The following is a 24,698-nucleotide window of genomic DNA, read 5'->3' on the forward strand; positions in this document are numbered from 1 at the left end:
TAAGCGCAGGGTAAGCAGCAGGATCGATTTCAAGACGGTTCCGCGACGGCTCGTGTCGCCAAAACTCAAAACCCTTTTGATTCTATAAAATTGGCGCTGTCATCGCCGTCATCACTGTCATTCCATAATCTATTCAATAGGTTGACCGTGACAGCCTCGCTCAGATCTCCGTCATGCGCCTGTCATCCACCCGGCGGCGGCTTGCGAGGCTGTCTAGTCTGCGGCTTTTCTCTCACGTACGACACAACGCTGCCGGGCCAGTGTGGTGCTGATCCGGTCACCCGTGGTGCAGGCATAACGTGTGGAGAGAGCTGGAGTTTAGCCGAAACGGCCCCGAGCGTTGAGACTTTAGGCTTTGTATCCGTTCTCAGGCTAGCCCGACCGCGCGGTGCCAAATACCCGCATGGCAGAGTGACACAGGAAGGACCCACGCCTCTTCTGACAGCCGCAGTCTGGTGCGGACGATCAAAACAAAGGGGCGCGGGGGAAGGGCGCCTGCGGGCGGCTTTGACCGAAGTAGCAAAGCTGGCTTCAGGCTCCGGTCTCTTCTTTTTGGTGCGCAGACGAAAGTGGCCGGATGATGATCATGCGGCCTTCTGCCGTCCGGCTGTCAGTGACGGCATAGCCTTCGCTCCGGAGCAGCGGCGCTGACCGACGGACGAGCGTGCCGAGCGTTGCCGCTGTCGACGGCCATACCCGCATGCTCTTGATCGCCGGCGCTGCATGCTCGTTGAGAACTTCCAGGAGATGCGTGGCTGTCCCGCTGAAGCCGGTCGCACGATGCCGCTTGATGATGCGGATCAGCTCGCTGCCGAAGGGATCGTTCTCAAGCGCGACCTTGGCGGCATCGGTCCTGCTAAGACGATAGGCTTCGAGGAACTGGCCTGGCTCCCAGCCAAAAGCCGGAGAGCAGGCTTCGATCCATTCGGCGAAGTCCGCCATGCGTGGCGGGTTTGCGAGCTTGACCGATGCCCGGCGACTCAGTCCCTCCGAGACGGCATCGAGCAGCGCCCCCAAGAGGTATGGTCGCATCCGCTCCAGCTCTTCTTTCAGATGCCGTTCTGTCTGGCGTTCTTCTTCCGGGATGCGCGGCAGATGGATTGCAATGGCACGGTCAGAAAGGTCTGCCCGTCCTGTCAGGTCCGGGATACCGTTCAGGATGACCGGGCGCTGCGCTTCAAGCACGATCTGCTCGTTGTCGGTATGCAGCGCACGGGTCGCAAAGCCACCACCTGTCGAAAGCCTGCAGAGCGAATCCGAGAACCAGTTGGCGACGCTCGACATGTTGTCGAAGGCAAGTACATGGCCGTTCTTGGCGGCAATGACCAGATCCCGTTCATCCTTCGATACCGTGCGCTTCTTGCCGATCTCGGCATCGATCAGGTTGGCAAGCAGGTCGGTGACCGAACTCTTGCCGCTGCCCTGCTCGCCGCTGACGCAGAGAAGCGGGTAGGGCCCTTCCGGGCGAAGCGCTGCAACCAGCCAGGCGGTGACCAGCATCAGATCCTGCTCGCTACCGACATTGATAAACGGCTTCAGGTCTCTGTAGCCGGCGCCCCTCTGTGGTTCGGGCAGCGCACGCGCGGAAGCCGAGCGCAGGAACTTCACATGCGGAAATTGGCCGACCGTCCAGCGCCCCTTCGTGACCCGTACTGCCCGCCAGTCCTGATCGCAGAGATCGAGGAAGTAATCTCCATCATGGGAACCGACACGCCTGAAGGTCGGGTAGCATGCTCCGCTCTGAGCTTTTGCCTCCATGATCCTGATCGTGTCATCAAGCGCCGAGCTTCCAAGGGCTTCGCCGGTCTTCTCGTAGTAGACGCCGGCCACATAGGATTTGAAGAAGCGATGCCTGACAGGCCAGTGCTCGAAGTGATCGCCGGTAGGGTAAGTCACGTGACTTTCGCGATCCGGATCATGCCAGAACTCGATCTCGTCCGGCAGGAAATCAAAGGCAGAGGGCTTCTTCTTACGTTGCTTCTTTGGTTCAGCCGCGCCCTCCGCTTCACCATCGTCAGCATCGCTGACAGTGGCCGACACGCCCGCTTCGTCGGACGCCGGAATCAGCGCCTGCAACTGAGCATCCGTCCAGCCTTCTGCGAAAGCATCGGCGGCATCAAAGCCAGCAGGTAATCCCTGCGGCAGACGCATGACCGCAACTGACGCGACCCCTGCCTGTGCCAGGCATTCCGCAACGGCCTCTGCATAGGCTGCACCTGGTTCATCTGCATCGGGCCAGATGATGACACGACGGCCGGAGAGCGGAGACCAGTCGGCCTTGCGGGCACTCTTCGAGCCATTCGGCGATGTCGTGACGACGAAGCCGGGAAGCATTGCCGCTGCCGCATCTGCGGCCTTCTCACCCTCGGTGACGATGACAGCGACATCCGGGTCCGCCTCAAGCCTGTCGAGTCCGTAGAGCGGCCGCGGTTCGGGAAGGCCCTTCCAGCGCCAGCCGTTGCCGCCGGTCTGCTCGTCTCTACCATAGCTTAACGGCAGGAACTGCTTTCCCTCGTTCGTATCGAAACGGCAGGCGATGAACAGCAGCTTTCCAGAATCGTCCCGGTAGGACCAGCGCTGCGACGGTGTGCCGAGCCGTGAGTGCCGGACCGGCGGCGGTTCTGCATTCTCCGGAACCGGAGCGACTGCCGTCCAGCCAGAGGCGGGGGTAGTAACTGCCGAATTAGCGTTATGCTCAACGGGCGCGAAGGGATCATTTCTCATAGAGCGATACCTCCAGAGCTTCGGCAAGCCGACGTGCGGCTTCGCCCTGGTCGTCATTGGTGAACAGATAGGCTGCAAGCGAGATCAGATCGCGCCCGCGGTCACCGGTGGCAAAATCGGCCCAGCGCCCTGAGAGGACGTTGACGCGGAAACTGCCCGGCTTGCGATCGGCCCGCCTCGGATTACGTGCCGTCCATTCATGCCCAAGCCGCCGGCCGTCCGGCAGCCAGCGGGATAGAAGAAGCGGCGCATTTGACAGCGCCGCACGGTTGATATGATCGAAAGCGATTTTCCTCATGGCCGTTAACCCCTCTGGCTTGTCGAGGTGAGGGTGTTGGCGCTGAGCCAGGCCGTGATGTCACGGCGCTTGTAGCGCACCGACTTGCCGATCTTGACGAAGGGAGGGCCACCGCCACGCAGGCGCCAGGCCTGAAGAGTGCGGGCTGAAACGGACAGCAGTTCGCACGTCAGCGTTTCCGTCATCAGGAAGTCGGGATCGAGGGAGAGGGGGGATTGCTGCATCTTGCGGCTCCTTGTGATTGGGAGCCGCCAAAATGACGATGGAGCCGAATTTAATCCGCCAGCCAATTGCCGTTCAGTTTTCCGGATTGGCTGCTAAAGTTTAGCCGGACTGACAAGGCCTAAAGTCGTTCACCGGTATTGCGTGAACAGCTGCCCTTCGACATGGGCGCAAAGCGCTACAAAGGCATCATGCAAACCGCGTCCCGCAAATGGGATGTCCTCCGGAACACGGACCTCCCAGCTGGCAAAGTTGGTTGCCACCGTGTTCGCTCGGTTACGGACATCGGTACCGGGCTCTTCATTCCAGAACACGCTCTCGCAGCTATCGAGGAAATCCATGAAGGTGTTGTTGCTCTGTGTCTGTCAATGCCGCGTGAAATTTCCCCAGAAGTGCCGAAGTAAAATTCCCCAGTTATGCCGCTGTCGACGACATGGCTTGAGGATTTTTCGGGGGTCGGCCTCGCGGCTTTTGAGGTGGTGTGAATGCGGGCGGCGCGATCAGCGCTTTCGAGCGGACATGTTCCGGCATGAGTTCAGCGTGCTGCCGCAGCCGGTAGCTGGAGCCTTCGATCTGTATGACGACGGCATGATGGAGCAATCTGTCGAGCAGTGCCGTTGCGACGACGGGATCGCCGAAGACATCGCCCCATTCTGCAAAGCCGCGGTTTGACGTCAGGATCATGGCGCCGCGTTCATAGCGGGCGTTGACAAGCTGGAAGAACAGATTGCCGCCGCCCTGGACGACCGGCAGATAGCCGATCTCGTCGACGATGAGCAGGCTCGGCCTGCAGAAGAAGCGAATGCGCTCCTGCAGCCTGCCTTCCCGTTCAGATTTGGCAAGCGAAGCGATCAGGTCTGCGAGTGTGGTAAAGTAAACGCTCTTTCCGGCCTTCACGGCTTCGACGCCGAGCGCTGTGGCGAGATGGCTCTTGCCCGTTCCCGGAGGGCCGAGGAAATGCACCGCTTCGTGACGGTCGACGAAGCCGAGCTGGGCCAGGGTCAGAATGCGATCGCGGTCGAGTGAAGGCTGGAATGTGAAATCGAAGCCGGCGAGCGTCTTGATGGTTGCAAGTCTGCCCATGCGCAGAGCCGTCTTGATGCGGCTGTTCTCGCGCAGCGTCAGTTCCTCCGACAAGAGGATATCGATGGCCTCAAGTGCCGACAGCTCGCCGTGTTCGAGGCGACGCACGACATGGTCGAGCGCTTCCAGTGCGCGCGGCATCTTCAGTCCGACGAGATCATGACGGATACGGTCGATCATCGACGGAACAGGATCGAGGGTCGCGCTCATGGCCGGTTCTCCTGTGCCAGCACCTTGCCAACGGCATCATAGAAGGCGAGCGACCGCTGGAGCACGATGTCGCCGGCGGGTTTGACAATATGGGATTCCTGCCGTGCCCCCGGCCGGAGTTGCGGGTGAATGGATCGCCGATGATCCGGATGAACCCGGCGCTGCTTACGGCCCTCCAAGACGGGATGAGCTGCGATCAGGGTGCCGTTCTCGAAGATCCGGACCTCGTCGGCGAACGAATGGACCTCAACCGTCCGACTGCGCGTGGCATCAGGGACGCTATAGGCATTGCCACCAACGCTGACCATGCCTTCCCGCGACACGCGGCGCTCAAGCTTGAGAACGGATTTGAACGGTGCCAGCGGTAACGGCCGCAGGTGCGGCCGCTCTTCGGCAAAGGCTTCGTTGACGACGCGAAGGGTCGTGGCATGCTTTCTCGGATTGGCAACAGTGTCCAGCCAGTGCCGCAACTGGGCATTCAGGTCATCGAGATTGCGAAACGAGCGGGCCAGGAAGAAGTCCTCTCGGATATAACGGAACGGCCGCTCGACCTTGCCCTTCGTCTTGGCACGATAAGGTTTGCATGCCTTGGGATGGAAACCGTAGTGGCGTGCCAGATCGATGAGCGCACGATTGTAGATGATGCCCTCCGTCTGCCCTTCGCCGATAACGGCAGTCTTCATCCGATCATAAAGCACCTCCCTTGGAGCGCCGCCAAGGGCTTCGAACGCAGCGATATGGCAGCGCAGGACGGTCGGCAGGTTCTGATGCATGACGAAGCGCGCCCAGATGAGGCGGCTATGCCCCAGCACCATCGAGAACAGCCACACAATCCTCGGCGTCATTGGTTCGTCGGTGAATATGACATGAAATTGGGCGAAATCGACCTGGGCCTGCTCGCCGGGCGGCGTCTCAAAGCGCACTTCGAAACCCTGGCTGGCCGGAGGCCGCGCATCGCGAAGAAAATCCGTCACGGCGGTGTAGCCGCCCTTATAGCCTCGCTCGCGCAGTTCTCGAAATAACCGGCTCCCGGTCAGGCCGGGGTAGGCCTTCACGCGCTCCCGCAGATAAGAAGCAAACGGATCGATCACCGTTGCCCGAGGCTTTCTGGGGCCATAGGCTGGAGCCTCAAGGCCGCGCTCTATGTATTTGCGCACCGTCTTGCGGTCGATGCCCGTTTCTCTGGAAATGGCCGACACCGTCAGCCCCTGTTGATGCAGATCCAGTATCATAATTGTCTCCCTCAGCTTGATCACCAAAATCCCCCTTCCGACCATCGGAAGAAGTATCGGCGATGACGCGCCGCCGGTCTTCCGGGGCTCGCCCCGGAAGACCGGCGGCAGCAGCGCATGGGGAAGATTCAAACGGCACTATTGGGGAGTATTGCTCCGGCGATGACAGTGTCGGCGCTGCTCCGGTGATGAAGAGCCAGAGCAGGCCAACTACATGCATAAAGTAGAGCCGGTCAAATCGAGCCGGGGCACCTGCCGGGTTCCGGGTCTCAAACTTCAGCCGTTCGCTCTCTTCCTCCAGCGCGCGACACCACTCTGCGATATGACCGATCTGGCGTGGGTCCATCAACTCATGCAGCCTGTAGCTCGGTTTGATCCGCCAGAGATGTTCGTCCGCCGGCTCTCGGTGGCGTTTGGCGAGGCTTTCGTCCTCAATCAGATGGATGGGAAACGTCTTCTCAGGGATGTCCACCAAGTGCAGTTCTTCGAGAGTAACCTGCAGATCGAACAGCTTGCTCTGGATGTCGGATGTCAGCTTCTCCACCTCGGCGAACTGGGCTGAAAGGCCGCGGTTCGCGCTGGCTCCATCACGGATGCGCTCGACATTCTCAAACGCTGCAAAGAGCGCGCCCCGGCAGAACCAGTATGTGCATTCTCCGTACCCGCTGATGGCATTGCGGTGACCGGCGGCATCCATCAGCTGCGAGATTACCCGCTCATAGCCAAAGGGTTCACGCGGGCGTATGTTCTTGTCCCAGGCGGGCGGCAGGTATTCCAGTGTCACATCACGACGAAAGCCGCCGAACAGGCGTGTGCTGAGCGCCAGCAGGCGCCGAGCGCGGTCCAGTCGCGCGTAATCCTCCGCAGTGTCGGCCGTATCCTCAAGTGACTGCAATGTCGATGCGGCGTATTTCTCGTCGGCAGCCACGAGGGCTGCCCATTCTGAGCTGTTCTGCTTCGGGTGAGATTGGTTGCGCACTATGTTACCAGTGTTCGTAGGATGAGGGACGTCGCTCAGCTGTTTCGGATTGATCTCAAGTTCTAAGCACGAATGACGCCGTTTTTAAAACAGGCATGATCAATACGCGAACAGTCGTCCTACCAGAAAGCTTGAGATGCCCCGTTCATTTCCACAAGGTCTTCGCGATAAGTCCGGAATGGGGCCGGTAGCCGACAGGCAGATTCTTGCAACGAAGCGGGGAAAGCAGACATTCGAGTCCAAAAGGAACGTCACTTCCGGCCCTAACCGGTCTCTTGTATCGGGCTAAGCAGGTGACCGCTATCGGAACAAAGAATATTGGTCGATCCGAATCACAGCTGTGTGCTCTTGATAAGCCCTTGCTCTTGGGCACTAGTAATAACGGATGGGGCATATCCCTGGGTAACGATGTACAGGCTCTGCGAAGCTCGGCTACATGCCAAGTAGACGGATATCATTTCTCGAAGCTTAGCAAACTGGGACTCTGGTTGCGAGATACCAATGGCTGCTACGATTACCTGATCAAATTGCGTCCCGCCAATATACTCCCACGGAGAGACCACAACCGTCCTCCTAACGTAAGCTAGCTTCTCGACGTCATCAAAACTTTTGAGTTGAGTGCAATGAATCCCGTTCATTTTTAAAGCATCCGAAATGCTGCCTTCATCCTCCCCAACTGTGATAACGCAAGTTGTAATATTGGAAGACGATGAGTCTGCAATATTAGAAGTAATAGCAATTACCGTTTCCACAGGATCTTCGCCGAGGTCACATATATAATGAACGGGGCGAATAATATCGTCATCGGAACTGTTCTCTATTCTTAACGGCAGAGCATTCAACGGAAACTGCCGATAAATAAAGGAGATAAAATCGAAAATACCCTTCTTAAAACGATGCAATGTTTCAAGATAAACAGGTTTATTCGGTGTTGTTGAATGTCTTGCGTTCAAAGAGGAGAATACGCCCTGCGAGGGGTCTTCTGCCGAGATAAATGGAACGCCAGTCTTAGTTCGCCCAAGGAGTTCCAAGCACGCTCTTTCTTGTGGATCAAATAACTGCAGTTCGTCCACCAAAATAAAGTCATACCCTTCGGTCTCGCGCCTCATTCTCCAAGAGAAGGTTTCCAGAATTCGTATCGAATCCAGAATAAACTGGTCTGTGGTGATCGATGCTCTATCGACAAGGTCGCGCAAGAAAGCACGGTACGCTGCAATTACGAGGCCGCGATCCTGAATGGAATTGAATGGGGGCATCCAGTCTTCGCGTTGCGCTCTTAGATAAAGCCTTGTGGCTTCTACATCATCGGGTGCGACACCGGACGCTGACAAGACTCCCGTAATCTCCTCATACAGATTTATGACCAGTTCCCGGCGCGGTTTGGTGCCTGCGTCACTTCGCAAGCCTTCCGTAACCCACGTGGACAGCCCGCTTGGTGAAAAATCTGTCAAGGATGAGACCACATCGGAAATGATCTCTATTGTCCTGTTTCGGCCGTCAGACGAGTCGTCACCTATTACTTCGATCTTGCTGCTTCCAACATGCCCGGCATGAACTTCAAGAAGAGACATCAACGGAAAAACAGTAATTCGCTCGGGCGCAACACCAGAATTGAGCGAGCGAAGCACTCCATCAATTCTTTCGGACATTGCCCAGCTATGTGTCGCGATGAGAACTCTTTCCTCTCCTCTTATTATTGCTTCATCACGAGATATCTGGAGCGCCCTTAGGCACAAGGTCAAAGTCTTTCCAGAGCCAGCTGGCCCTACGATCCTAATGGATGTTCGTAAATCTTCTTTCAGAACATTCGCTTGGTCTTCAGTGAGGTAGTACGACCAGTCCTCAAAGGTACGACCTTGTACTACTGAGGCGCTACCGATTGCAGGCAATTCGACATGTCTTGCCAAAGCATCATCTTCTGTGAGCTCTGGACGCACACTCTTTATCTCGGTATCAAAAAAAATCTGAAAATACTTTGAAAAATCTTCGGGCCAACTGGGAGGTCTATAGTCCTGAAGACTGGTTTCAATAGAGGCATCAGTAAGCGCTTCGAAACGGATGCATTTCCGTTCACCATCAATCTCCGAAATCCATCTGTAGCTTGACGCCTCTCGAGGGCAGGCAAAAAAAGCTAGGAGGTTTTTATAGTGATACTCTGACCAAGCTCTTGGCAAATGGATAGGTGGCGACCTTAAGCCAGTTACAACACGGGCGATGCGACGATATATATCCTGCAATGATGCGCTAGTCAGCGCCAACCTTTCAAGCTCGCCAATGTTTATCAAGGCGCTATATGTTGGCTCCTTCTCGGTCGCCAGACGGAATCCGACGATTTGATCTGTCAGTGCGATCCTATGAATTGACCCTTCCTCATTTGGAAAAGCTGTAGCATCTGAAAACCCCTCACCCATCAGAGCGGCATCCAGTGCCCTTGAGGAAATCAGTATATACTTAGGCATCACCAAATGTCTCCATGACGGACTTTTTAAGGTCGAGTGGCACATCTGGAAGACCTATATCGGAGAAGACTTGTGCCATTATCTGCGTCAACCTATATCTAAATGGTGATGAGAGACGAGCTATTCGTTCTCCGCGGCGCGCCGAAGTATCAGAGGTTTTAAGCGCGATGCTACTTGCTGGGGCCTGCCAAACATGACGTACCCACGCAATTCTGGCATCAACCCCGAGGACTTGGGCGTCTGGCAAGATCATCAGATCGCCTCGTTTCGCTATTTGATCGGCAAGTGAACTGGCCTTTTTGGCGTGAAGCTTAACCCTTTTCAGGAGGTCTTTATAACCTTCGATACTGACTTCCCTTAAATCATCAGAGATGATTTCGGCCATCAATAGGGCTATCGGATCACTTTTCGCGTCACTAGACAGTGCTTCTATCAGCAGTTCCACTTGGACCAGATGATCCAATTTTTCGTCAATTTTATATTCTTTGAGAGCAAATTTGACGATATGATCTATTTTGCTGTTACAGTCATCCGGGAGAAGGTATCGCTCAAGAATTGTCTTTTCGCTGACGACAGGCACTAGCGTGACTAGGTTTGCGTGCTTTTTTTGTTCCAAATCGCAATCCGCAGTAACAACAATAGCGCAGCGTTTGGTCTCATCCTCGTAATCGGAAAAAACTATGAGATCACCTTGTCTCAGGCAAGGTTTTACAGCGCTGATTTTCTCAAGGGTCCATCCGAATATATCGTCTTCCACGGCACTCAATCTTTCACCAACCCGATTTATGGCGCTCATCCGACAAGGGACAATACCGAAAGGCCTTTTAGGGACGCTAGTGCAACTATCGGACTACGGCAAGGGTGAACTATCTAGTCCATGACTGACCGCTTCTCCAGTTGATCAATTGATTGGGGCGGCACGCCCTCCAAAACGCGGGGAATGCAGCGAAGTTGACCCACGAAAGGGGGGGAGGTCGGACCGAAGAGCGGCCTCTCGGCGCCAGCGAGCGGTCTGGCTTGAGAAATTTTACCTGTAACCCACTTCCCTCGTTTAAAAGTGGGAGGCGACGATCTGGGTATTTCATACCTTGAGGCTTCGCGCAGCGAACGTCCACTCCCCGCCCTTTCTGGACGTGTGCGTGTGGTTAGCGAATGGCTGTTTTCAGGAACCAGGCTTAAGTTGTAGAACTTCCGACTTGGGGGCGCCTTCCGGACCGGCAAAAAGGGGCCGTGAGTCGACTGACTGCTATTTGAAAATTCGCCGTGAAAGCGGACGTTCAAACACACGCCTTTCGCTCCTCCGCGCGAAGCACAGTTCAGATGTCCGGGCGAAGCCGGCAATTTTGTCGTGAAGAATTCTGGCAGAAATCGATAAAGGCCCGCAGAGGGGCCGAGGTGGAACGGCTCGGATAATACAGGCGCGGCCCGTCCTGTTCCGTCCAGTGGTCCGGGAGAACCGGAACGAGTGTTCCGCCGGCGAAGTCGCTTTCAAGCCAGCTTCGGAACGCGCCGATAATGCCCAATCCGTTTCGGGCAAATGTGAGGCCTGTATTCAAGGCATTTACGCTCAATGTGAGCCGTGTAACGGCCTCCACGTCGATCGTCTGGTCGCCGTCCTTCAACACCCAAGGCAGAAGCCGCCCGCTCAGCAGGCGATAACGGATCGCATCGTGGCGCAGGAGATCGGCGGGCGTTCGCGGATGCTCGCGTTCGGCGAGATAGCCGGGCGATGCAGCAAGCGCGACCTGCTGGACCCGGGGGCCGATCCGAATGGAGATCATGTCCTTTTCCAGATGGGCGCCATAGCGGATGCCCGCATCACAGCCGGCTGCGATGATATCCACGAGGCCGTTTTCCACGACGAGTTCAACCTCCACTGCCGGATGACGATGCTGAAAATCGCTGAGCAGTGGCGGCAGGATATCAGGCATCACCGCGCCCGGTACATTGAGCTTCAATCGTCCCCGCACGAGGCCTTTGGAACTTGCCGTTTCCATCACAGCCGCATTCACCTCACACAGGAGTGGCGCAACGCGCTCGGCCAGCAACTGCCCCTGCTCCGTCGCCCTCACGCTGCGCGTCGTACGCAGAAGAAGCGGCACGCCAAGCTTTTCCTCGATCCTCGAAATGGTCGTGCTGACCTTTGACGGAGCAACACCGAGGCGACCGGCCGCGGCACGGAACCCGCCTTCGGTGAGGACCGTCAGAAAGACCTGCAGGTCGTCAGGGGAAACATTGTTCTTCATGGAGAACAGTCTATTCCAAAAATAACGGATTATCAAAGCAAGTTAAAACAGTCAGTTTGTCTCCCGAAGATGAAAGCGGCGGTCTCGTCCGCCCGGAAATCAAGTGCAGGAGAAACGGAATGCTGATCATCACCGGCGCCTCGGGCCAACTCGGTCGCAAGGTTGTGAATAGTCTTCTTCATCACGTGCCCGCTGAAAGGATAGGCATCAGCGTCCGCGATCCCGAAACGGTCTCGGACCTGAAGGCGGCCGGCGTTCGTGTGCGCCAGGGCGATTACGATGACGCTGACAGCCTTCGGTTTGCCTGGCAGGGCGCCGAACGTCTGCTGCTTGTCTCCTCGAATGCGGCCGCAACGGGCGGGGATCCGTTGAAGCAGCACGCGACGGCGATTGCTGTGGCGCGCGAACTCCGCGTCGAACGTGTCCTCTACACGAGCCAGGTGGCGAGCTCCCCGACCTCTCAGTTTCCTCCCGGCAGGACCCATGCCGCCACCGAGAAGATGCTGGCGGACTCGCAGCTTCGCTGGACCGCGCTTCGTCACGGCTTCTATGCTGCAAGTGCTCTTGCAATGAATGCGCGTGCCTTTGAAACGGGCGAATTGATCGCGCCGGAGGACGGCAAGGTCGCCTGGACGACCCATGACGATCTGGCCGCCGCCGACGCTGCGCTCTTGGCGGGAGACGCCGTTATCGACGGGCCAACCCCGCCTCTGACCGGAAGCCAGGCCCTGGATCTCGCGGATCTTGCCGCACTTGCGGGCGAAATTTTGGGGCGTCCCGTCGGGCGCGTTCTCGCGAGCGAGGAAGAAACGGAGGCGAAATTGCGGAGTGTCGGTCTTCCGCCGGGCGCCATCGCCGTCGCGATGGGCTATTATCGTGCTGCACGCGCGGGAGAATTCGCCGCGGTTGATGGCACCCTGGCCGAAATTCTTGGCCGACCACCGGTGACGATGGACACGTTCCTGAGAGCAAATCTTCGTTGATCATTTGTCAGACAAGGCGAGCCCGTACCTGGATGCGTGTCCCCGCGATGCAGACCCGCTCTGTTACGTTCGTATGCCCTTCTTCGCTGCTGAAACTTACGGCACAGCTCGGCGCTTCCTCGTTTCGGCGCGTTGCGAGAATACCAACCCCCAAAGGATAGCGCGAAAACTTCGGGCTACGCCGCTCTGTCGTGAATGGTGAGCACTGCGTCCGCAAATGCTTCGGGGGTCTCGAACGGGAAGGCATGGCCGCATGCATAGACCCTGTGCTCATGGTAGCTGGCGAACATGTTCGCGTGATCTGCAGTCCCACCCGGTTTCAAGGGGTCCTGGGTTCCATCCAGCGTCACTGCCGGAACGACAATTTTCGGGCTATTGGACAGCTTTCGTTCGAGAGCGGCGAGCGCAGGATCGCCTTCCTCAAGTCCGAAATCGAACCGATAGGAATGCGTAACCACATCGACGAAATCGGGGTTTTCGAAGGCGGCGGCGGACCGCAGAAAGGTGTTGTCGTCAAAAGACCAGTTCGGCGACCATTGTGACCACAGAATCCGGCACAACTCATGCCGATTCTCACGCAGGCATTCCCTGCCTCTCTCGCTTTGAAACAGGTGCTGGTACCACATCGCCTGTTCGAGCGAGGGCGAAAACGCATGGCGCTGACGCTCGACATCGATGATGTCGTATCCTGCATAGGAGACCAGGCCCTCCACCCGCTCCGGCCAGAGCGCAGAGGCAACGCAAGAAGCAAGGCCACCCCAGTCGAAGCCTGCGAGGATTGCTGTTTCGAGCCCGAGCGCGTCCATAAGCCCGATGACGTCGGCGCCAAGCGCTGCCTGCTGTCCGCTACGCATGGTCTGTTTCGACAGGAAGCGGGTCAGACCGAAGCCGCGCAGATAAGGAACGATCACTTTCGCGCCCGCGGCAGCCAGGACCGGGGCGACCTCCGCGTAGGCGTGAACGTCATAGGGAAAACCATGGGACAGCACCACGGGCCAGCCATCGTCAGGTCCGCTCTGGCAGTAGGCGATTTCCAGAATATCGGTTTTGGCGGTCTTCAGGAGACCGAGTTGGCCCGTCATTGATTGTCTCCTCGTGGTCGTTTTATCCGCATACCGATCGAGAATATGGAACCTGCATGTCCGAGCAAGCGCCAAATCCCGAATTCGGTCGCATTTTCCCTGTGCGGCAATCGAAATACTTGCGCCTTGACACTTGCGGGAGCGAGCAGAACTCGCCCTTTATTGTCCTTCATTCACCGGATATCGGACGTCAGCCATCAAGATTAGGTCGCGAACCATAAGTCGTCCGAAATGGGGACGTACCGACCAGCGGAAACGGGAGCGGGAGGGAACTGGCGACTTTCTTCTTGTTTGAACATGTAGCGAAACGGCCGTCCATATACGAAGAGGTAATCGATGAAGTCGGGTGCGATATCCGCGAGCGCGTCGATCACGTCCTGACTGGCCTCGCAGACTGACTGGCCTCGCAGACGAGGCGACCGAGCATCCGCCTGCCGCGTTCGAATCTGGTTTCTTCCGTCATGGTAGGTTTACTTTATCGAAGAGGACGAGAGGCGCCCCCTGTTGGGGCGCAGCCTGGTTTTCACCGACGCCTGAGAATCATGCCTGCGTGGTACAGGACACCGCCGACGAAATCTCCGTCGGCCGAAAAACCGGTGTCGTCGCGATAGTCGATGTGGTTTCCGGTGATCACGTAGCTTCCCTCATAGGCGCGTTCTCGCGTGCCGCGCGCTTCAACGTAGCGACCGCCGGGGAGAAGCTCGTGCCGGATATGGCCATCGTCCGTCACCCAGAGACCGGTAAAATCGTTTCCGCTGCTCATTCGTCCGCTCCACGCTGTCCGAGGGCGTCGGCGATCTCTTCCGGATCGACCGGCCCGGCGTAGTTCAACTCGTGTCGGATCTTCCAGCCATTATCGGTGCAGGCCCAGCCCAGTTGCGAGCGACCATCAAAGGCGATCACCTCACCATCAGCCCTTTCGATCCGCCCGACGAAACCCAGCGTGGTCGAGGCGACAGTCTGGCCGACGATCGCGTCGTTGGCGATGGTCAGCCCGTGCCTTACTGTTATCGCCGCGTTTTGCAGCTCCTCCCAGTTCGCTCCATAGACGGCTGCGTCGCGGAATAGCTGGGTCTTGCCCGGGGCGAAATTGTCGTAGAACACGCCCTCGACGTTGTTGAGGTCATAGTAGCGGTCCATCTTTTCAGCAAAGACGAAGTCGGGGTCGCTTTTCCGGCGTTCCCATCCGTCCATGATCCAATCGGCATGCAGTTCGGCCGGGGCGTCCGGGCCTGCCTGCGGGCAGGTTTGTGCCGCCGCGAGGGCAGGGACGGCCAGCAGGGAGAACGCTGCGAGTGCGAGAGTTTTCATGTCTCATTTTCCTTTCTTCAGTCCACAACGCTGTGATGCAGTTGCCGAGAGGGAAGATGGACCCTGGCTTTTGGATAGTGTAGGCGTCTTGTAATGGACAGTTTGTAAAGTTGGAGTAACCAATGCCAATGGACCTCAATCTGCTTTCGATGTTTCTCGCCGTCGCGGAAACGCAGAATTTCCGTGAAGCCTCCGATCGCCTCGGCGTGACGCGATCGGCTGTGAGCCAGGGCATGGGGCGGCTTGAAGCGTTCTTCGGCGTCCAGCTTGCAACCCGAACGACTCGCGCCGTGTCGTTGACGGAGGCCGGAGAGCAACTCCGCAGGACACTGTCGCAGCCGATGGGAGACATTCGTGAGGCGCTGGAACGCATCCCGGGCAGCGATATCCCGCGAGGGCACCTCAAGGTCGCAGTCACGTCGATCGCAGAGCGGTTCCTTTCCGGTCCATTCGTTGCGTCCTTTGCTGAGGCCTATCCCGAGGTGACGCTCGATGTCACTGTGACCGACGACGAGTTCGACATCGTCGCCAGAGGCTTTGATGCGGGCGTAAGGCTTGGAGAGGTCATCGCGCAGGACATGATCGCGGTCGCACTGACGGACGCGCAACGCGAGGCGGTCGTCGCTTCCCCCGCCTATATCGCAGTTCACGGAACACCGGAGACGCCGGAAGACCTTCTGAAACACCGATGCATCGGTTGGCGACCGACCCACCGGACCGCACCCTATCGCTGGGAGTTCGAAAAGGAGGGCAAAGCCTTCGATATCGCCGTGAAGCCGCAGATCACCTCGAACGACCTCAACGTCATGCTGCGGGCCGCTCTTGCTGGAGCCGGCTTCACCTTTGCGACGGAGGAAACCTTCCAGCCTCATATCGAGCGCGGCGAACTGGTCTGCGTATTGCAGGACTACCTTCCCTCTTTTCCTGGGTTTTATCTCTATTTCCCGCAGAGAACGGACATGTCCCCGAAGCTGCGCGCGTTGGCCGACCATGTCCGCATGGCTCGGCGCAATACATCGCGCTGAGCCTGACCTTCTAGCCGCTTGCCAGTTCACGCGCCTCGGCCTCCTCCAAAGGTCACGTTGCTCAAGAGTTGATAGCGCTTCTTCCCGAAGCTCTTCGATTTTAGCCGTGCAGCGTCTATTGTCTGCTTCGTCCGGTCTCTGGCGGCGATCTGGCCCTAATGCGGCAAATCGACGATCTGCATCTCAACTACCCGTTTGCCGGAAGCCGGATGTTGCAACGGCTCGCGAGGGGAGAAGAGCTGGAGACTAAGCAGCTGCACGTTGCTCAGCAACGGGCTCATTGCGGGAGTTCGTCGCGCTCAGAATGTGTGTCGGCAATTGGGGGTACGACCTCAGTTCCTCGAACGGCCGAGATGGGGCGCCTTCCGGACCGAAAGAAAATGGGCGCGGAAGAATCCAGCAGATATTCGCGCCGAATATCCAATAGCGACGTCCTGCGACCCTATAGGCATCAGTTTTGCAGAAATGACATTCAACTGTCACTCGACTGTTAAGTGCCTACCTTAGCTAAGCGTCATCCACAACCAAACGTTGGCTGACAAATGACAATTTTCGCGATCAAACGGAATATCTTACGTGCTGGCGCGGCGTTGCTTCTCGCGGCAACATCGTCGCTCGCCCTGGCGCAAGAGCGCCCTGATCTGGTGGTCGGCGTTGCCGATCTGCCGGCGACGCTCGAGCCCGGCAAGGAGCTTTCCAATGTCGGGACGCGCGTCAATTACAGCGTCTTCGACACCCTGGTCCGCCGCGACTTCCTGTCGAGCGAAGACGGTGGTGGCTCGGGTCTGGTACCGGGCCTCGCCAGCGAATGGCACCGCGTCGATGATCTCACCTTGGAGGTCAAGCTGCGGGACGGTGTAACATTCCATAATGGTGCGCCGCTGACGGCCGAAGACGTCGTCTTCACCTTCTCGCCCGAGCGCCTTTCCGGCGAGAATGCTATTCTTCCCGAAGGTCCAGCTTACTTCTCCGTTCTGTCCGAAGTCAAGGCTGTCAACAACCTGACCGTGCAGTTCGTTACCAAGAAACCCGACCCGCTGCTCGAGCACCGTATTTCGTCCTGGGCCTCCTGGATCGTCAATAAGAAGGACTGGGAAGCCAAGGCGGCCGAAAATGGCGGCATTCCGATGTTCCCGGTTGGCACCGGCCCGTTCATGCTCGATGAGTACAAGGCCGACGAGTCGATCCGCCTTGTTGCCTTCGACGATTATTTCGGTGGCAAGCCCACCGCCGCCTCCGTCACCTTCCGCGAAATCCCTGAGCCTTCGACCCGCGTCGCCGGTCTCGTATCGGGCGAGTTCGACATCATCACCAATGTCGCCCCGGACCAGATTCCGCAGATCAACAGCTATGACGACATCGAGACCCGTTCGGTCGTGCTCGCCAATTCGCATGTCCTCGCCTACGGCACGCAGGACCCGGTGATCAAGGACGCCCGCGTTCGTCAGGCGATGAACCTCGCCATCGACCGCCAGCTTCTGAATGAAGCGCTGTGGGGTGGCCAGGCCGTGGTGCCCAATGGCCACCAGTATCCCGAGTTCGGTGACATGTACAATCCCGACCACAAGGGGCTCGAATACGATCCCGAGCGCGCCAGGGAGTTGCTTGCCGAGGCCGGCTATGATGGCGGGCTGATCAAGTACACAACCCGACCGAACTACTATCTCAACGCCTTGCCGGCCGCTCAGGCCATCATCGAGATGTGGAAGGCCGTCGGCCTCAACGTCGAACTCAACGTGGTCGAAAGCTATTCCGGCCTCGACCTCGCCAATCTGCAGGTTCGCACCTGGTCGAACTCCACCCGCTACCCCGATCCGGTCGGCGGGCTGTGGAATCTCTGGGGGCCGTTTGGTGGTCCGCAGCGCGGCGCCGGCAACTGGTCGGGCACCGAGAACCTCGAGCGCTTCAACGAACTTGGCCGCATCATCGAGAGCAATGTGGATCTCGAAACCCGCCGGCCCGCCGCGTTCGAAATGGTGGAAATCTGGGAGAAGGACGCCCCCGGCACCATCCTCTACCAGCCGCTCGAGACCTATGGCGTCTCCAAGGACATCAACTGGAAGCCCTACACCTTCTATTACATGGACCTGCGGCCCTATAACCTCAGCTTCAACGACTGATGAGCGCGACAGAAAATCACACGGGAGGCGGCAATCGTGCCGCCTCCTCTCCACATGCCGGTCAGGCCATGGCCGCACCAGTGCTCGATGTCACGGGCCTCAGCGTTCACGCCGGACGCAATGCCCTCGTCGAGGATGTGAGCCTCAGCGTCCGTCCGGGCGAAACGCTCTGCCTCGTGGGCGAGAGCGGCTGCGGCAAGAGCCTGACCTGCATGTCGATGCTCGGCCTCCTCGATGCCGGCCTCACGGTCGGCGGCTCCATCCGGCTTTTCGGAGCCGAGATCGTCGGCGTCTCCGAAAGCGTGCTTAATGGCCTGCGCGGCAGCGATGTTGCCATGATCTTCCAGAATCCCATGGTTTCGCTCAACCCGGTAAAGCGGGTCGGCGCTCAGATCTCAGAAGCCATTATCGAGCATACCGATCTTCGCGGCGGCGCCGTGGACAGAAGGGTCGCGGAATTGCTCGATCAGGTCGGCATTCCCAATGTCCCCCGCAACCGGAACTGCTATCCGTATCAACTCTCCGGCGGCATGTGCCAACGGGTAATGATCGCCATGGCGCTCGCCTGCCGACCCAGACTGCTCATCGCCGACGAGCCGACGACGGCACTTGATGTGACCATCCAGGCTCAGATCCTGCGGCTGCTGCGCGATATCCAGGCCGAACTCGGCCTCGGCGTCGTGTTCGTCACGCACGATCTCGGCGTGGTCGCCGAAATCGCCGACACTGTTTCGGTGATGTATGCCGGGCGTGTGGTGGAGTCGGCGCCGGTCGATATGCTCTTCGAAGATCCACGCCATCCCTATACCCGCGCCCTGATGGCGAGCCGCATCGGCTTCGGCCGCATGCCCGGCACGGCGCTTGACGCAATCGGCGGCACGGTTCCCGCACCGTCGGCGCGGCCAAAAGGCTGCAATTTCGCGCCGCGCTGCCACAGGGCCGGCGCGCGGTGCGCGCAGGACCCGCGATTGCTAAGGGACGGGCAGCGCAGCGTTGCCTGTCACTTTCCCGAAACCGGCAGCGAGGCCATGGCATGAGCGTACACCCCGGCAAAGGCGTCGTCGCCACCAGTCTGGTCCAGACCTACGCTACGGGTCGCAAGCTGTGGGGCAGGGCGGAGGGCTTCCGCGCGGTAAACGGCGTAAGCCTCACCATCGCCGAGGGGGAAACTCTCGGCATCGTCGGCGAGAGCGGCTCGGGCAAATCGACGCTCGGACGCATGATTGCCGGCATCGAGGCGCCAACCGGCGGCAGTGTCACCTTCTGGGGCGAGCACTATGCCAGGGTCGGCACGCCGCAATGGCGCAGCCAGCGCCGCCAGGTTCAAGTCGTGTTTCAGAACCCGGCCGCCGTGGTCGATCCGCGCTGGACGATCCATGCCCAGGTGCGTGAAGCCCTCACCACACATGAGCGGCTCGCTTCCTCGGAGGCCGATGACCGCGCTCAGGCCATGCTGGTCATGGTCGGGCTTGGCACCATGGGCAGGCGTCTGCCACACCAGCTATCGGGCGGACAGTTACAGCGCGCCGTCATCGCCCGCGCGCTCGTGCTTCATCCGCGCCTCGTTGTCTGCGACGAGGCGGTGAGCGCACTCGATGTGTCGGTCCAGGCCCAGATCATCAATCTGCTGCTCGAACTGCGGGAAAGACTCAACCTGTCCCTGATGTTCATTTCACACGATCTGTCCGTCGTCCGTCACATCAGCCATCGCGTCGGCGTCATGCACAACGGCGAACTGCTAGAGATCGGCGACAGCGCTGCCCTGTTCGACAATCCGCGGCATGCCTATACCCGCCGCCTTCTCTCAGCCATTCCGGCCGACACTCCGCGAAAGCGCAAGCAGCGCGACGCCGCTGCCGTCCGTTTCGTCACAACCCCGCCAAAAACTCCGATCCAGCCATGAAAATCATCGCTCACCGCGGCGACAGCGCCAGCCATCCCGAAAATACGCCCCGGAGCTGGGCTGCCGCCTATGCCAACGGCGCCTACGCCATCGAGGCCGATATCCGCATGTCGAAGGACGGTTCGTGTATTTGCGCCCACGACCCCGATCTGGCGCGTCTGTTCGGTCGACCGGAGCGCCCCGAAAACCTGACACGGGATGTGTTGCTCGCCCTCGAAAGCGAAACCGGCGCCCGGATTGCGACCCTCGAAGAGGTCCTGTGCCATGCCGCTGAGGGCAGGGCGGTGCTCCTGGATATCAAGGATGAAAGCCTGCCGGCACTCGTCGCGATCGGCAACGCGATCGTGGCGACCGTTCCGCCGGCGGCGCGCCGCCGCATCGTCGCCGGCTGCCACACGCTTGAAGCCGTGACCTTCTTCTCGGGCGGTGGAGAGGTCGAAATCCTCGGCTTCATTCCCGATGGAGAGAAGGGCGAAGCCTTCAATGCCGCCGGCGCCGGCATCATCCGTCTGTGGGAGCGCGATGTGACCGCTGCACGGGTGTCCCGGCTTCAGGCCCTCGGTGCCGAGGTATGGGCGACGGCCGGCGGCGTGGGCACGATCCACGATACCGGCGACACAGCCGCCGACAATCTTTCCGCCATGGCCGCCGCCGGTATCGATGGCGTTCTCGTCAACGATGTGGCCATGACCAAAATCATTCTGGAGACCCTGCGATGAGATCCGGTTCCACCTTGCTTGTGACCTTTGACGGGCTTCGCCGCGACCGGGTGTCAGACGAGTTCATGCCCAACCTTCGCCGCTTCATGGACGAGGGCAGCGATTTCGTGAATTCCCGCTCGATCTTTCCGAGCGAGACCCGGGTGGCCGTAACCTCGACCATGACCGGCTCGCCGCCCGGCGCCCACGGCGTGGTCGCCAACCAATTCGTCCATTCCGTTCGCCCGAGCGGCCTGTTCCGCACCTCTGAATGGGAAGATCTGGAACTGGCGGCACAGGCGGGCCAGCTCCTGGACCGCGCCACCATGGGCGAGCGCATGGCAGTTGCCGGCAAGACTATGGCCGTGATCAGCACCGCTACCAAGGGCGCCTCGCGGATGATGAATTCGAGCGCCCACAGCCTCGGCCAGCCAGTGTTTTCGGTGCATGGTCTGCCGGTGTCATCCACCGAAGTGCACGACCTTGTCATCGCCCGGCTGGGGGAAATCCCGGCGGCGGCCGCGCCCAACAGTGAGCGGATCACCTATGCGGCCACGGTGATGATGGACGTGATCTATCCCACTTACGCCCCTGACTTCTGTATTTTCTGGATGAACGAGCCGGACACGAGTTCGCACAAGTTCGGCGTTCTCGGCCGTGAGACGGAAGCGGCCATGCGCATGGCCGATGACAATTTCGGCCAAATCCTGGAATGGTGGTGCTCTGGAAACGGGCCGGAAAACATCGTCGTCATGTCCGATCACGGGCAGATCAAAGGTCATGCCCAGCTCGCAACACTCGATATCGTTCCGGTCGAGTTCGGTCGCGCCTCGATCGGTTCGTTCAGCGGCATCTATCTCGAAGACGCCTCCGACAAGAACAAGGCGAAGGTCGTCGACTGGTTGGTGCGGCAGGATTTCTGCGGCCTGGTCTTCGCCAACGGAATTGACGGCGCGCCAATCGCCGGAGCCTTACCGTGGTCGAGCGTGCGCAACGACCATGCCCGCGGCGCCGATGTCGGCTTCACGCTGATCGCGACCGATTCCTCCACGCATTACGGGCCGGACATCGATTCCTGCCTCTTTGCAGCCTGGATTACGCCCGGCGGCGGTATGCATGGCGGGCTTAACCGCGGCGAACTCTCAACGGTGCTGGCCGCGCAAGGGCCTGCATATCGCAAGGCCTTCCGCTCCGAAACACCCTGCTGGCTCCCGGATATCATTCCCACCGTCCTGACCACGATGGGACTTGAAACCGATGGCACCGAAGGCCGTCCGCTGGTCGAGGCCCTCGTCGGCGACGATCCACGCTTCGGCGTCGCGCCCGCTGTCGAGACGCGCACGCTGAGCGCCAGCCTGAACGGCCATGAACAGCATTTGCGGCAGTGGGTCATCGAAGGCCGCACGATCGTCGATTGCGGCTGGAGCGCGGGCACAGGAGCCTGGAACAAGTGAACATCCAGTTCTATCTCACCAAACTTCTGCGCGGCCTGATGACGCTGCTTCTCGCTGTCACTTTCGTCTTCGTTGTTCTGCGCGCTTCGGGAGATCCGGCCGAGATGATGCTCTCGGACGAGGCATCGCCGCAGGCGATCGAGGCCTTTCGCGAGCGCTGGGGGCTCGATCGTTCCTATCTGGCACAATATGGCACCTATCTCGCGGCCGTGGTGCGGGGTGATTTCGGCGACAGTTTCCGTGATGGCCGCCCGGCGTTGCAGGTCGTGGTCGAGCGCATTCCCGCCACCCTGCAACTCGGCATCACCGCTCTTCTCATCACCCTGATCATCGGCATTCCCGCCGGCATTCTGGCGGCGCTCCATCGCGGCAAACTGGTCGATCATGCTGCCATGAGCTTCACCATTTTCGGCCAGAGCGTGCCGAATTTCTTCCTTGGGATCGTCCTCATCCTCGTCTTCTCGATGACGCTGCGCTGGTTGCCGAGTTCGGGCACCGGAACCCTCTGGCATCTGATCATGCCGGCTCTGACGCTTGCCACCGCGACGGCCGCGACCGTCGCCCGCTTCACCCGCTCGTCCATGCTCGACGTACTGCACCAGCCCTATATGCGCACGGCGAGAGCCAAAGGCATTCCCCATGACCGGCGGGTTCTGCGCCATGCCCTGCCGAATGCGGCCATCCCGGTGATCACGGTTGTGGGCATGCGCATAGGCGGGCTGATCGGCGGCGCCGTGACCATCGAGACCGTCTTTGCCTGGCCCGGCGTCGGCATGTTGCTGGTCAATGCCGTCAACCAGCGCGATCTCGCCGTGGTGCAGGCCGTGGTCCTGCTCATCGCCTTCACCATGGTCACGGTCAATCTCATCGTCGATTTCACCTATGGCTGGCTTGACCCGCGCGTCGAGGTTCACAACACCAGGAAAGCCACGGCATGAGCAGCATCGAAATTTCCCGACAAATGCCGGCGCTCAGGCGCCATGGCTTTCTCACCCGCATCTGGAAACGGCGGCCGTCGCTGATCATCGGCCTGTGCATCGGCTGGCTGGCGCTGGTCATAGTCGCTGCGCTGTTCGCACCGGCTCTCGCCCCGTTCGACTATGCCGAGCAGAGCCTCCTCAGCCGGCTGAAGCCGCCGGCCATCCTTGGCGGACCGGAACAATACATCCTCGGCAGCGACAATCTCGGTCGCGATGTCTTCAGCCGCTTGCTCTACGCGATGCGCACCAGCATACTCATCGCCATCATGGCCACTGTGATCGGCGCGACCGTCGGCACGGCGCTTGGCATCGTCGCTGCGCATTTCCGCGGCTTCGTCGACGACGTCATCATGATGATGGTGGATTTCCAGGCTTCAGTGCCCTTTCTCATTGTCGCGCTGGCGGTGCTCGCCTTCTTCGGCAATAATTTCGTCCTGCTGATCGTCCTCATCGGGTTGTTCGGTTGGGACGGATATGCGCGCATCGCGCGCGGTCTGGTACTCTCCACCAATGGTCAGGGCTATGCCTTTGCCATCCGTACGCTCGGTGTGCATCCGGCGCGTGTCTATATCCGCCATGTCCTGCCCAACATGCTGGGCGTCATCATGGTGCAGATCACGCTCAATTTTCCCGAAATCATCCTGCTCGAAACCTCGCTGTCCTTTCTCGGTCTCGGCGTGCAGCCGCCGGGCACCAGCCTCGGCCTGATGCTGGGCGAGGGCCGCAACTACCTGACAACGGCCTGGTGGATGGGCATTCCCGCCGGCATGGTGATCTTCCTCACCACGCTCGCCATCAGCCTTGTCGGCGACTGGCTGCGCGATCTTCTGGACCCCAATCTCGGAGCAAAAGGCGAATGAACGCGCTGCGTCTCGGCTCGATCGAGGAACTCGGTTTCTCGTCCGTCCTGTCCGACCTCGACGGCATCGTCTACCGCGGCGAGGACGCCGTGCCTGGCGCCGTTGCCCGTTTCAATCGCTGGGAGCGCGCGGGCATACCGTATTGCTTCGTCACCAACAACGCCGAAAAGGCGCCCGACGCTTTCGCCGAGAAGATCCGCAGTCTCGGGATCGCATGTCAGGCCGGGCAGGTCGTCACCTCCGGCGACATTACGCTCGATCATGTACGCAAACATTATACGGTCGGCTCGGGTCTCTACGTCATCGGCACGACGGCTTTCAAGGACAGGGTCGTTTCGGCCGGTTATGAACTGGTCGAGACCGCCGCCGCCGCCGTTCTCGTGGCACTCGATCGCAGCTTCAACTATGCGATGATGAAGACGGCGCTCGACAATGTGCTCGGCGGCGCCCGCCTTATCGGCACCAATCCCGACCTCATCCGCCCGCTTGCCGATGGCTTTGAACCCGGCGCGGGCGCGATTGCCCAGTCCATCGCTGTCGCGTCCGGCGCCACCCCGATCTTCATGGGCAAACCGGACCCGACGATCATGCTGACGGCTCTCGCCCGCATTGGCGCCGCCGCAGAGGAGGCCATCATGATCGGTGACAAGCTCGATACCGACATTCTCGCAGGCCAGGCGGCCGGCGTGAGAGCGGTTTTCGTGGAAACCGGCGTGCCCCTCGACAGCCGCAGCGACGTCACACCGGACTACATTCTAGCCTCGCTCTGAGGCTCCGGCGGGGCAGCGATGGTCGCGAAGTTCATGTATGAATGTTATTATTTCTCGGG

The 24,698-nt window shown here is 59.4% G+C and carries 22 protein-coding genes and 2 pseudogenes; 11 read left to right on the forward strand and 13 right to left on the reverse strand.

What is annotated here, in order from left to right:
- Positions 1-531 precede the first annotated feature (531 nt).
- The 10 genes from TM49_RS11930 to TM49_RS11980 form a co-directional block, all read right to left on the reverse strand.
- Positions 532-2,781: an ATP-binding protein gene (locus TM49_RS11930; protein ID WP_144409547.1), complete on the reverse strand. Its 2,250-nt coding sequence runs from the start codon at positions 2,779-2,781 to the stop codon at positions 532-534.
- A complete protein-coding gene (locus TM49_RS11935) occupies positions 2,714-3,022 on the reverse strand; it encodes a hypothetical protein (protein ID WP_045681514.1) in 309 nt (102 codons plus the stop codon). The genes TM49_RS11930 and TM49_RS11935 overlap by 68 nt, the downstream gene beginning before the upstream one ends.
- 5 nt (positions 3,023-3,027) lie before the next feature.
- Entirely contained in the window at positions 3,028-3,246 is a 219-nt protein-coding gene (locus tag TM49_RS11940; RefSeq protein WP_024707818.1) for a helix-turn-helix transcriptional regulator, read from the reverse strand.
- A gap of 129 nt (positions 3,247-3,375) precedes the next feature.
- Entirely contained in the window at positions 3,376-3,585 is a 210-nt protein-coding gene (locus tag TM49_RS11945) for a hypothetical protein (protein ID WP_045681516.1), read from the reverse strand.
- Between the two features lie 73 nt (positions 3,586-3,658).
- Positions 3,659-4,537 (reverse strand): IS21-like element ISRel3 family helper ATPase IstB, encoded by an 879-nt coding sequence (gene istB / locus TM49_RS11950; protein ID WP_045680329.1) that lies wholly within the window; start codon positions 4,535-4,537, stop codon positions 3,659-3,661.
- Entirely contained in the window at positions 4,534-5,769 is a 1,236-nt protein-coding gene (istA, locus tag TM49_RS11955) for an IS21 family transposase (protein ID WP_244464710.1), read from the reverse strand. The genes istB and istA overlap by 4 nt, the downstream gene beginning before the upstream one ends.
- The gene (locus TM49_RS23900; RefSeq protein ID WP_244464711.1) at positions 5,666-6,697 is read right to left on the reverse strand and encodes a hypothetical protein; all 1,032 of its coding nucleotides are present in this window, start codon (positions 6,695-6,697) and stop codon (positions 5,666-5,668) included. Before TM49_RS23900 ends, istA begins: the two co-directional genes overlap by 104 nt.
- A 383-nt stretch (positions 6,698-7,080) precedes the next feature.
- Positions 7,081-9,207 (reverse strand): UvrD-helicase domain-containing protein, encoded by a 2,127-nt coding sequence (locus tag TM49_RS23445; RefSeq protein ID WP_158498627.1) that lies wholly within the window; start codon positions 9,205-9,207, stop codon positions 7,081-7,083.
- On the reverse strand, positions 9,200-9,964 hold the full coding sequence (locus tag TM49_RS11975; protein ID WP_144409549.1) for a hypothetical protein: 765 nt from the start codon (positions 9,962-9,964) through the stop codon (positions 9,200-9,202). The genes TM49_RS23445 and TM49_RS11975 overlap by 8 nt, the downstream gene beginning before the upstream one ends.
- A 559-nt stretch (positions 9,965-10,523) precedes the next feature.
- Positions 10,524-11,453 (reverse strand): LysR family transcriptional regulator, encoded by a 930-nt coding sequence (locus TM49_RS11980; protein WP_045681525.1) that lies wholly within the window; start codon positions 11,451-11,453, stop codon positions 10,524-10,526.
- Between the two features lie 119 nt (positions 11,454-11,572).
- On the opposite strand from TM49_RS11980, the gene TM49_RS11985 reads away from it, so the two are divergent.
- Positions 11,573-12,436 (forward strand): NAD(P)H-binding protein, encoded by an 864-nt coding sequence (locus tag TM49_RS11985; protein WP_045681527.1) that lies wholly within the window; start codon positions 11,573-11,575, stop codon positions 12,434-12,436.
- A gap of 176 nt (positions 12,437-12,612) precedes the next feature.
- Here the strand turns inward: TM49_RS11985 and TM49_RS11990 are convergent, their stop codons facing one another.
- The 3 genes and pseudogenes from TM49_RS11990 to TM49_RS12000 form a co-directional block, all read right to left on the reverse strand.
- Positions 12,613-13,518, reverse strand: coding sequence for an alpha/beta fold hydrolase (locus TM49_RS11990; RefSeq protein WP_045681529.1), 906 nt, complete (start codon positions 13,516-13,518; stop codon positions 12,613-12,615).
- A 523-nt stretch (positions 13,519-14,041) separates the two neighbouring features.
- Positions 14,042-14,260: pseudogene (locus TM49_RS11995) on the reverse strand (Atu4866 domain-containing protein); the annotation flags it as partial.
- A 17-nt stretch (positions 14,261-14,277) separates the two neighbouring features.
- On the reverse strand, positions 14,278-14,829 hold the full coding sequence (locus TM49_RS12000) for a hypothetical protein (RefSeq protein WP_045681533.1): 552 nt from the start codon (positions 14,827-14,829) through the stop codon (positions 14,278-14,280).
- A gap of 122 nt (positions 14,830-14,951) precedes the next feature.
- On the opposite strand from TM49_RS12000, the gene TM49_RS12005 reads away from it, so the two are divergent.
- The 10 genes and pseudogenes from TM49_RS12005 to TM49_RS12045 all read left to right on the forward strand — a co-directional run bounded on the left by TM49_RS12005 (position 14,952) and on the right by TM49_RS12045 (position 24,639).
- Positions 14,952-15,854 carry a LysR family transcriptional regulator gene (locus tag TM49_RS12005; protein ID WP_045681535.1) on the forward strand — a complete coding sequence of 301 codons (903 nt, stop codon included), beginning with the start codon at positions 14,952-14,954 and terminating at the stop codon, positions 15,852-15,854.
- 110 nt (positions 15,855-15,964) lie between these two features.
- Positions 15,965-16,120 (forward strand): annotated as a pseudogene (locus TM49_RS23450) (IS3 family transposase); the annotation flags it as partial.
- Positions 16,121-16,444: 324 nt separating this feature from the next.
- Complete coding sequence (locus TM49_RS12010) at positions 16,445-17,974, forward strand: ABC transporter substrate-binding protein (RefSeq protein WP_244464712.1); 1,530 nt, start codon at positions 16,445-16,447, stop codon at positions 17,972-17,974.
- Positions 17,974-19,011, forward strand: coding sequence for an ABC transporter ATP-binding protein (locus tag TM49_RS12015; RefSeq protein ID WP_082074717.1), 1,038 nt, complete (start codon positions 17,974-17,976; stop codon positions 19,009-19,011). Before TM49_RS12010 ends, TM49_RS12015 begins: the two co-directional genes overlap by 1 nt.
- The gene (locus TM49_RS12020; protein ID WP_052699824.1) at positions 19,008-19,877 is read left to right on the forward strand and encodes an ATP-binding cassette domain-containing protein; all 870 of its coding nucleotides are present in this window, start codon (positions 19,008-19,010) and stop codon (positions 19,875-19,877) included. The genes TM49_RS12015 and TM49_RS12020 overlap by 4 nt, the downstream gene beginning before the upstream one ends.
- A complete protein-coding gene (locus TM49_RS22655) occupies positions 19,874-20,596 on the forward strand; it encodes a glycerophosphodiester phosphodiesterase (RefSeq protein ID WP_052699825.1) in 723 nt (240 codons plus the stop codon). The genes TM49_RS12020 and TM49_RS22655 overlap by 4 nt, the downstream gene beginning before the upstream one ends.
- Entirely contained in the window at positions 20,593-22,029 is a 1,437-nt protein-coding gene (locus TM49_RS12030) for an alkaline phosphatase family protein (RefSeq protein ID WP_045681541.1), read from the forward strand. The genes TM49_RS22655 and TM49_RS12030 overlap by 4 nt, the downstream gene beginning before the upstream one ends.
- Complete coding sequence (locus TM49_RS12035) at positions 22,026-22,967, forward strand: ABC transporter permease (protein WP_045681544.1); 942 nt, start codon at positions 22,026-22,028, stop codon at positions 22,965-22,967. Before TM49_RS12030 ends, TM49_RS12035 begins: the two co-directional genes overlap by 4 nt.
- Complete coding sequence (locus TM49_RS12040) at positions 22,964-23,869, forward strand: ABC transporter permease (protein WP_082074719.1); 906 nt, start codon at positions 22,964-22,966, stop codon at positions 23,867-23,869. Before TM49_RS12035 ends, TM49_RS12040 begins: the two co-directional genes overlap by 4 nt.
- Positions 23,866-24,639 carry an HAD-IIA family hydrolase gene (locus TM49_RS12045; protein WP_045681546.1) on the forward strand — a complete coding sequence of 258 codons (774 nt, stop codon included), beginning with the start codon at positions 23,866-23,868 and terminating at the stop codon, positions 24,637-24,639. Before TM49_RS12040 ends, TM49_RS12045 begins: the two co-directional genes overlap by 4 nt.
- Positions 24,640-24,698: the final 59 nt, after the last annotated feature.

It is taken from the genome of Martelella endophytica (assembly GCF_000960975.1).
Classification (GTDB): domain Bacteria; phylum Pseudomonadota; class Alphaproteobacteria; order Rhizobiales; family Rhizobiaceae; genus Martelella; species Martelella endophytica.

Coding starts and splice junctions, on each gene's coding strand:
- TM49_RS11930 (WP_144409547.1), bottom strand. CDS start 2,781: ATGACGACCAGGGCGAAGCCGCACGTCGGCTTGCCGAAGCTCTGGAGG.
- TM49_RS11935 (WP_045681514.1), bottom strand. CDS start 3,022: ATGAGGAAAATCGCTTTCGATCATATCAACCGTGCGGCGCTGTCAAAT.
- TM49_RS11940 (WP_024707818.1), bottom strand. CDS start 3,246: ATGCAGCAATCCCCCCTCTCCCTCGATCCCGACTTCCTGATGACGGAA.
- TM49_RS11945 (WP_045681516.1), bottom strand. CDS start 3,585: ATGGATTTCCTCGATAGCTGCGAGAGCGTGTTCTGGAATGAAGAGCCC.
- istB (WP_045680329.1), bottom strand. CDS start 4,537: ATGAGCGCGACCCTCGATCCTGTTCCGTCGATGATCGACCGTATCCGT.
- istA (WP_244464710.1), bottom strand. CDS start 5,769: ATGATACTGGATCTGCATCAACAGGGGCTGACGGTGTCGGCCATTTCC.
- TM49_RS23445 (WP_158498627.1), bottom strand. CDS start 9,207: ATGCCTAAGTATATACTGATTTCCTCAAGGGCACTGGATGCCGCTCTG.
- TM49_RS11980 (WP_045681525.1), bottom strand. CDS start 11,453: ATGAAGAACAATGTTTCCCCTGACGACCTGCAGGTCTTTCTGACGGTC.
- TM49_RS11985 (WP_045681527.1), top strand. CDS start 11,573: ATGCTGATCATCACCGGCGCCTCGGGCCAACTCGGTCGCAAGGTTGTG.
- TM49_RS11990 (WP_045681529.1), bottom strand. CDS start 13,518: ATGACGGGCCAACTCGGTCTCCTGAAGACCGCCAAAACCGATATTCTG.
- TM49_RS12000 (WP_045681533.1), bottom strand. CDS start 14,829: ATGAAAACTCTCGCACTCGCAGCGTTCTCCCTGCTGGCCGTCCCTGCC.
- TM49_RS12005 (WP_045681535.1), top strand. CDS start 14,952: ATGCCAATGGACCTCAATCTGCTTTCGATGTTTCTCGCCGTCGCGGAA.
- TM49_RS12015 (WP_082074717.1), top strand. CDS start 17,974: ATGAGCGCGACAGAAAATCACACGGGAGGCGGCAATCGTGCCGCCTCC.
- TM49_RS12020 (WP_052699824.1), top strand. CDS start 19,008: ATGAGCGTACACCCCGGCAAAGGCGTCGTCGCCACCAGTCTGGTCCAG.
- TM49_RS22655 (WP_052699825.1), top strand. CDS start 19,874: ATGAAAATCATCGCTCACCGCGGCGACAGCGCCAGCCATCCCGAAAAT.
- TM49_RS12030 (WP_045681541.1), top strand. CDS start 20,593: ATGAGATCCGGTTCCACCTTGCTTGTGACCTTTGACGGGCTTCGCCGC.
- TM49_RS12040 (WP_082074719.1), top strand. CDS start 22,964: ATGAGCAGCATCGAAATTTCCCGACAAATGCCGGCGCTCAGGCGCCAT.
- TM49_RS12045 (WP_045681546.1), top strand. CDS start 23,866: ATGAACGCGCTGCGTCTCGGCTCGATCGAGGAACTCGGTTTCTCGTCC.